The 6,349-nt window shown below is 42.1% G+C and carries 6 protein-coding genes and 1 pseudogene; 5 read left to right on the plus strand and 2 right to left on the minus strand.

Annotated elements, in window-relative coordinates:
- Positions 1–3 precede the first annotated feature (3 nt).
- Entirely contained in the window at positions 4–1,170 is a 1,167-nt protein-coding gene (locus DF216_RS06805; protein ID WP_129326360.1) for a CynX/NimT family MFS transporter, read from the minus strand.
- Between the two features lie 221 nt (positions 1,171–1,391).
- Between DF216_RS06805 and DF216_RS06810 the strand changes: the two genes are divergently transcribed.
- Positions 1,392–2,222 (plus strand): glycosyltransferase, encoded by an 831-nt coding sequence (locus DF216_RS06810; RefSeq protein ID WP_061407563.1) that lies wholly within the window; start codon positions 1,392–1,394, stop codon positions 2,220–2,222.
- A gap of 75 nt (positions 2,223–2,297) precedes the next feature.
- Positions 2,298–4,148, plus strand: a complete 1,851-nt coding sequence (locus DF216_RS06815) for a nucleoside-diphosphate sugar epimerase/dehydratase (protein ID WP_129326361.1) — start codon at positions 2,298–2,300, stop codon at positions 4,146–4,148.
- A gap of 162 nt (positions 4,149–4,310) precedes the next feature.
- Here the strand turns inward: DF216_RS06815 and DF216_RS06820 are convergent, their stop codons facing one another.
- A complete protein-coding gene (locus DF216_RS06820; RefSeq protein ID WP_129326362.1) occupies positions 4,311–4,805 on the minus strand; it encodes a helix-turn-helix domain-containing protein in 495 nt (164 codons plus the stop codon).
- A 158-nt stretch (positions 4,806–4,963) separates the two neighbouring features.
- On the opposite strand from DF216_RS06820, the gene ruvA reads away from it, so the two are divergent.
- The 3 genes and pseudogenes from ruvA to DF216_RS06835 all read left to right on the plus strand — a co-directional run.
- Positions 4,964–5,557, plus strand: a complete 594-nt coding sequence (ruvA, locus tag DF216_RS06825) for a Holliday junction branch migration protein RuvA (RefSeq protein ID WP_129326363.1) — start codon at positions 4,964–4,966, stop codon at positions 5,555–5,557.
- A gap of 9 nt (positions 5,558–5,566) precedes the next feature.
- Positions 5,567–6,130 (plus strand): DNA-3-methyladenine glycosylase I, encoded by a 564-nt coding sequence (locus DF216_RS06830; protein WP_129326364.1) that lies wholly within the window; start codon positions 5,567–5,569, stop codon positions 6,128–6,130.
- A 103-nt stretch (positions 6,131–6,233) separates the two neighbouring features.
- Positions 6,234–6,349, plus strand: a pseudogene (locus DF216_RS06835) (transposase); the annotation flags it as partial.

The following is a 6,349-nucleotide window of genomic DNA, read 5'->3' on the forward strand; positions in this document are numbered from 1 at the left end:
AGTTTAGAGGATTTTTTCAGCCCGATCCACCATAAAGAGCGAGATGGTCATGATGATATCGATGGCTAGAAGGGCAAGAACCGCTGGAACCCAAGATTGAAAAAGTTCAAAACTATAACCAAACAAGGCAGGTCCAAAAGCAGCTAAGATGTAGCCCCCTGTTTGCGCTAGTCCTGATAGCTGAGCTGTCTTTTCAGGAGAACTGGTTTTAAGAGAAAAGCAAACCATGAGGTAGGGGAAGAGGGCGCTGCAGGCCGTTCCAATCAAGAGATGGACGACTAACCAGTAGAGGAAATTATTGGCTGGATACAAGAGCATGGCAATTCCTATCATACCAGCGATAGAGATAATTGCCAGCATGATTCGACGATGACCATCTGACAGACGAGTGGTCAGACTTGGAACAGTCATTGAAAAAGGAATGCTGATCAGTGAGAAAATAGAAGCCAGAAGAGCCGCATCACTATTAGAAAGACCAGCACTAATAGCCATAGTTGGCAACCAGGTCATGCTTGTATAAAAGAGCAAGGACTGAAGACCACCAAAGACAATGATAGCCCAGACATCTTTACTTTTTAGAATATTCTCTTTGACTTGCTTTTCTTTTTGGCTTTCTAGGTGGTGGTTGTGGCGATGATTTGGCAACCAGACTAGCAGTGTGACTAGACAGAGAAAGCTGAGAACGAGGATGAGGCCCTTCCAAGAACTAGCTTGGGTGATAGGGACAGAAAGATAAGAAGCGATGGCTGTCGAAATTCCCATGGCAGTGACATAGAGAGTTGTTAGGAAACTAATCTTTTGAGGCTGATTTGCCTGGATCATACTTGGGAGGAGTACATTGAAGATCGCAATGCTTGCTCCTACAATTAGGGTTCCTAGATAGAGAAGGGGAAGATTGAGAATCCGAATGACAGAGCCAACAGTTAAGAGGAGGAGACAGTAAGTAAAGAGGTGTTCCAACCCGATTTTTTGTGCCAAGCGGCTTGCAAAAGCAGAGAAAAGAGCAAACATCAAGAGAGGGAGACTGGTTAAAATCCCAAGAGAGCTGACCTCCACTCCTAGTCCTTGAGCGATATCTCCTAAAATGGTTGGAAGAGCAGTAAATGGAGAACGTAAAACAGTCCCGATTAAGACAATTCCTAGAACAAAAAAGAGTGATTGTTTTTTCATAAAAACCTCGATAGGATGATTTTAATAACAGCTTATTTTAAGGTTTTTTCCTTATAATGTCAAGTAATGACAGCCAAGACAAATCAATCAATGGAAGTGAAAATAAAGTGAAAAGAGACAGATTTCTTTACTAGAATTTTCCTTGATTTGATATAAAAATAGGAAACTAGGAGAATTTGTGATAAAATAGTGGAAGGAAATCTATACATTGGAGAAAAACTGTGCCTGAAAAGCAAAAAATCAGCGTCTTGATGTCGGTCTATGTAAAGGAAAATCCGACGTTTTTAAGAGATGCTATCAAAAGTGTTCAAAACCAGACCTTGAAACCGAGCGAGCTTGTTCTTGTTGAGGACGGGCCGCTCACACCCGAACTCTATCAGGTGCTAGATGAAGTGGAAACTCAGTCAGACATTCCAGTTAAACGGTGCCCCTTAGAACAAAACCAAGGTTTAGGCTTGGCTCTTCGATACGGTGTTTTACAGTGCCAGTATGACATTATTGCCCGCATGGATACGGATGATTTAGCCGTTCCGGATCGTTTTGAGAAACAGCTTCAGCTAATGGAGAAAGAAGATCTCGACCTCTTAGGTGGGCATATCGCAGAGTTCATTGACAATCCAGATGAGATTGTGTCTTATCGTCGTGTTCCAACTCAGCATGCAGACATTGTGGCTTATCAGAGAATGAGAAGCGCCTTTAACCATATGACAGTCATGTTCAAAAAGGACATGGTCCTCAAGGCGGGCAACTATGAAGATGGCCTTTACATGGAGGATGACCTCCTTTGGCTCAATATGATTGCTGCAGGTGCCAAGACTGGGAACCTAGATCAAATCTTGTGTAAGGTTCGTGTCGGTGCAGGGATGTTTGAGCGTCGAGGTGGCTTGCGTTACCTTAAACTCTATCGTCAAGCTCGCCAACGGATGCTTGAGCGAGGGCAAATTTCTTACATGGAATATGCTAAAAGTGTAGCCATTCAGGCCATTGTTGCACTTTGTCCAGGCTTTGTACGTCAGTTTATCTTCGTCAAACTTTTAAGAAAGAGAAAGTAAGCCCCGATAGACTGAATGATTCAGGTTATCATAACAACAGTATCATCTGACTCTTTTAAGGGGGAGTAAATTCCTATGAATAAAAAACTAACAGATTATGTGATTGATCTGGTTGAAATTTTAAATAAACAGCAAAAACAAGTGTTTTGGGGGATATTCGATATTCTGAGTATGGTGGTTTCCATCATCGTATCTTATATCTTGTTTTATGGCCTTATAAATCCTGCGCCTGTAGATTATGTAATCTACACTCTTTTAGCCTTCCTCCTCTATCAAATCATGATTGCGTTTTGGGGGCTAAATGCTAGTATTAGTCGTTATAGCAAGATTACGGATTTCATGAAAATCTTTTTCGGAGTGATGCTTAGTAGTGTTCTTTCCTATGGGATTTGCTATGCCTTTCTTCCACTATTTTCTATCCGTTTCATCGTGCTCTTTATCTTGTTGAGTACCTTCCTCATCTTGCTTCCTCGTATCACTTGGCAGTTGATTTATTCTAAGCGCAAGCAGGGTAGTGGGGATGGTGAGCACCGTCGTACCTTCTTGATTGGTGCTGGCGATGGTGGTGCTCTCTTTATGAATAGCTACCAACACCCAACTAGTGACCTCGAGTTAGTGGGAATTTTGGATAGCGATGAAAAGAAAAAGGGACAAAAACTAGGTGGAATCCCAGTTTTGGGCTCCTATGATAATCTGCCTGAATTGGCCAAACGTCACCAAATCGAGCGAGTCATCGTAGCCATCCCTTCGCTTGACCCATCAGAGTACGAACGCATCTTGCAGATGTGTAATAAACTCGGTATCAAATGTTACAAGATGCCCAAGGTTGAGACAGTTGTTCAGGGGCTTCACCAACCAGGTAGTGGCTTCCAGAAAATTGACATCACAGACCTTTTGGGGCGTCAGGAAATTCGTCTTGACGAATCCCGTCTGGGTGCAGAGCTTACAGGCAAGACTATCTTGGTGACAGGAGCTGGTGGTTCGATTGGTTCAGAGATTTGTCGTCAGGTTAGCCGCTTCAATCCAGAGCGTATCGTCTTGCTTGGACATGGTGAAAACTCAATCTATCTTGTTTATCATGAATTGATCCGTACATTCCAAGGGATTGATTATGTTCCTGTCATTGCAGATATTCAGGACTATGATCGTCTTTTGCAGGTGTTTGAACAGTACAAACCAGCCATTGTCTACCATGCTGCTGCCCACAAGCACGTTCCGATGATGGAGCGCAATCCAAAAGAAGCCTTCAAAAACAATATCCTCGGAACCTACAATGTTGCTAAGGCTGTTGATGCAGCTAAGGTACCTAAGATGGTTATGATTTCGACTGACAAGGCGGTCAATCCACCGAATGTTATGGGCGCAACCAAGCGCGTGGCAGAGTTGATTGTCACTGGCTTTAACCAACGTAGCAAATCCACCTACTGTGCAGTTCGTTTTGGGAATGTTCTCGGTAGCCGTGGTAGCGTGATTCCTGTCTTTGAACGCCAGATTGCTGAAGGCGGTCCTGTAACGGTGACAGACTTCCGTATGACACGTTACTTCATGACCATTCCAGAGGCTAGCCGTCTAGTAATCCATGCTGGTGCTTATGCCAAGGACGGAGAAGTCTTTATCCTTGACATGGGCAAACCAGTCAAGATCTATGATTTGGCTAAGAAAATGGTCCTTCTAAGCGGACATACCGAAAGCGAAATTCCAATCGTTGAAGTCGGGATTCGACCAGGGGAAAAACTCTATGAAGAACTCTTGGTTTCGACCGAATTGGTTGATAACCAAGTCATGGATAAGATTTTCGTTGGTAAGGTAAATGTCATGCCACTAGAAGCCATCAATCAAAAAATAGAGGAGTTCCGTTCACTCAGTGGAGATGAGCTCAAAGAAGCGATCATTTCTTTTGCAAATGAAACAACTCATGCTGAGTAAGGGAAGCTGATCAAAAGTCTTTAAAATCAGAAAAATGCATAATATCAGGCATTCAAAAACCTTGGTATTATGCGTTTTATCATGGGAAATGTTATATAAGTTGTGAAACAAGGTTGCTTGTTCTTTTTTAAAAGAAAGGATGGTTGGATACTTCCATCTCCGTCACTTTTTGCTATTGACTTCTTCTGAAGTTTTTTCAAGACCAATCACTTTATCAAGATAACGTTGTTTGGTTTTGAGAGCCTTGTTGATAGCAACTGCAGACGCAATCAAGAGTACGAAGGTTAGCCAGATCCAAGCAGTGAATTCGGCTGGAAAACTAGAACCGGCTAAAAAGAGATAGATAGCCAAAGCCAATACGAAAATATAAATCACTTGCCAGAGACCAAAGGACTTAACTTCTTTATAGTATTTGCCCTTGTCTTCCTCCAAAATCACTGCTGTGGAACCTTTTTCAGAGTTTTCATCCAGTAGTAGATAGTCAGTTGTCACTTGAAAAATCTTGCTTAATTCAATGACTTTTTCGATTTCAGGAAGGACTTGTCCAGACTCCCATTTGGAGATACTTTGCCGAGAAACATTGATTTGTTCTGCTAGCTTTTCTTGGGACCAACCTTTTTCCTTTCTGAGCTCAAATAGTTTTTCTGCGAGTTTCATTATTCTATCCTCCTTTTTCTACTTCTATCCTAACAATTTTTACTTATAATGAGAATACAATCTCCTGTACTATTTGTCAATCAGAGGTTGCACCTTTTGTTGCAGTCTGTCTTGGGGAAATATGGTATACTAGATAGGCAAAATAAGGGAGAAAAATTATGTACGAATATCTAAAAGGAATCATTACCAAAATCACTGCTAAATATATCGTTCTTGAGGCAAATGGTATCGGTTATATCCTGCATGTAGCCAATCCCTATGCTTACTCAGATCAGGTCAATCAAGAAACTCAAATTTATGTGCATCAAGTTGTTCGTGAGGACGCCCATCTGCTTTACGGTTTCCACTCAGAAGACGAGAAGAAGCTCTTTCTTAGTCTGATCTCGGTCTCTGGGATTGGTCCTGTATCAGCTCTTGCTATTATCGCTGCCGATGACAATGCTGGCTTGGTTCAGGCGATTGAGACCAAGAACATCACCTACTTGACCAAGTTCCCTAAAATTGGTAAGAAAACAGCCCAGCAGATGGTGCTAGACTTGGAAGGAAAGGTAGTTGTGGCTAGTGATGACCTTCCTGCCAAGGTGGCAGTGCAAACCAGCGCTGAAAACCAAGAACTGGAAGAAGCTATGGAAGCCATGATGGCACTGGGCTACAAAGCAACCGAGCTTAAGAAAATCAAGAAATTCTTTGAAGGAACGACGGATACGGCTGAGAACTACATCAAGTCTGCCCTTAAGATGTTGGTAAAATAGGAGAAGAGTATGCCAAAACGCTGTGGTTGGGTTAAAATGAATAACCCCTTATATGTAGCCTATCATGATGAAGAGTGGGGTCAACCCCTTCATGATGACCGCGCCCTTTTTGAGTTACTTTGTTTGGAGACCTATCAGGCAGGCCTGTCTTGGGAAACGGTGCTAAACAAGCGTCAAGCTTTCAGAGAAGCATTTCATGGCTATCAAATTCAAGCGGTCGCGGAAATGACAGATGGGGAGTTGGAAGCCTTATTAGAGAATCCAGCCATCATCCGAAATCGTGCCAAGCTCTTTGCAACACGCGCCAACGCCCAAGCATTTTTACAAGTCCAGAAAACCTACGGTTCCTTTGATGCTTACCTCTGGTCTTTTGTAGATGGACAAACCATCATCAATGATGTTCCTGACTATCACCTAGCACCTGCTAAAACAGCCTTGTCTGAAAAGTTATCTCAAGATCTCAAAAAAAAAGGATTCAAATTCACAGGTCCAGTCGCAGTTTTAGCTTTTTTACAAGCGGCAGGTCTGATTGACGACCACGAGAATGATTGTGAGTGGAAAAACGGAAATTAGTGAGTGCAAGCGTCTAACTATCTGAGAATATAGAAAAAAGCTGAGAAATGAACTGCACCCCAAAAGTTAGACAGAAAAAATCTAACTTTTGGGGTGTTTTATTATGAAATTGAGTTATGAGGATAAAGTTCAGATCTATGAACTTAGAAAACAAGGATATAGCTTAGAGCAACTTTCAAATAAGTTTGGGATAAACAATTCTAATCTTAGGTACATGAT

This window comes from Streptococcus oralis (genome assembly GCF_004127215.1).
GTDB classification, from domain to species: domain Bacteria; phylum Bacillota; class Bacilli; order Lactobacillales; family Streptococcaceae; genus Streptococcus; species Streptococcus oralis_BD.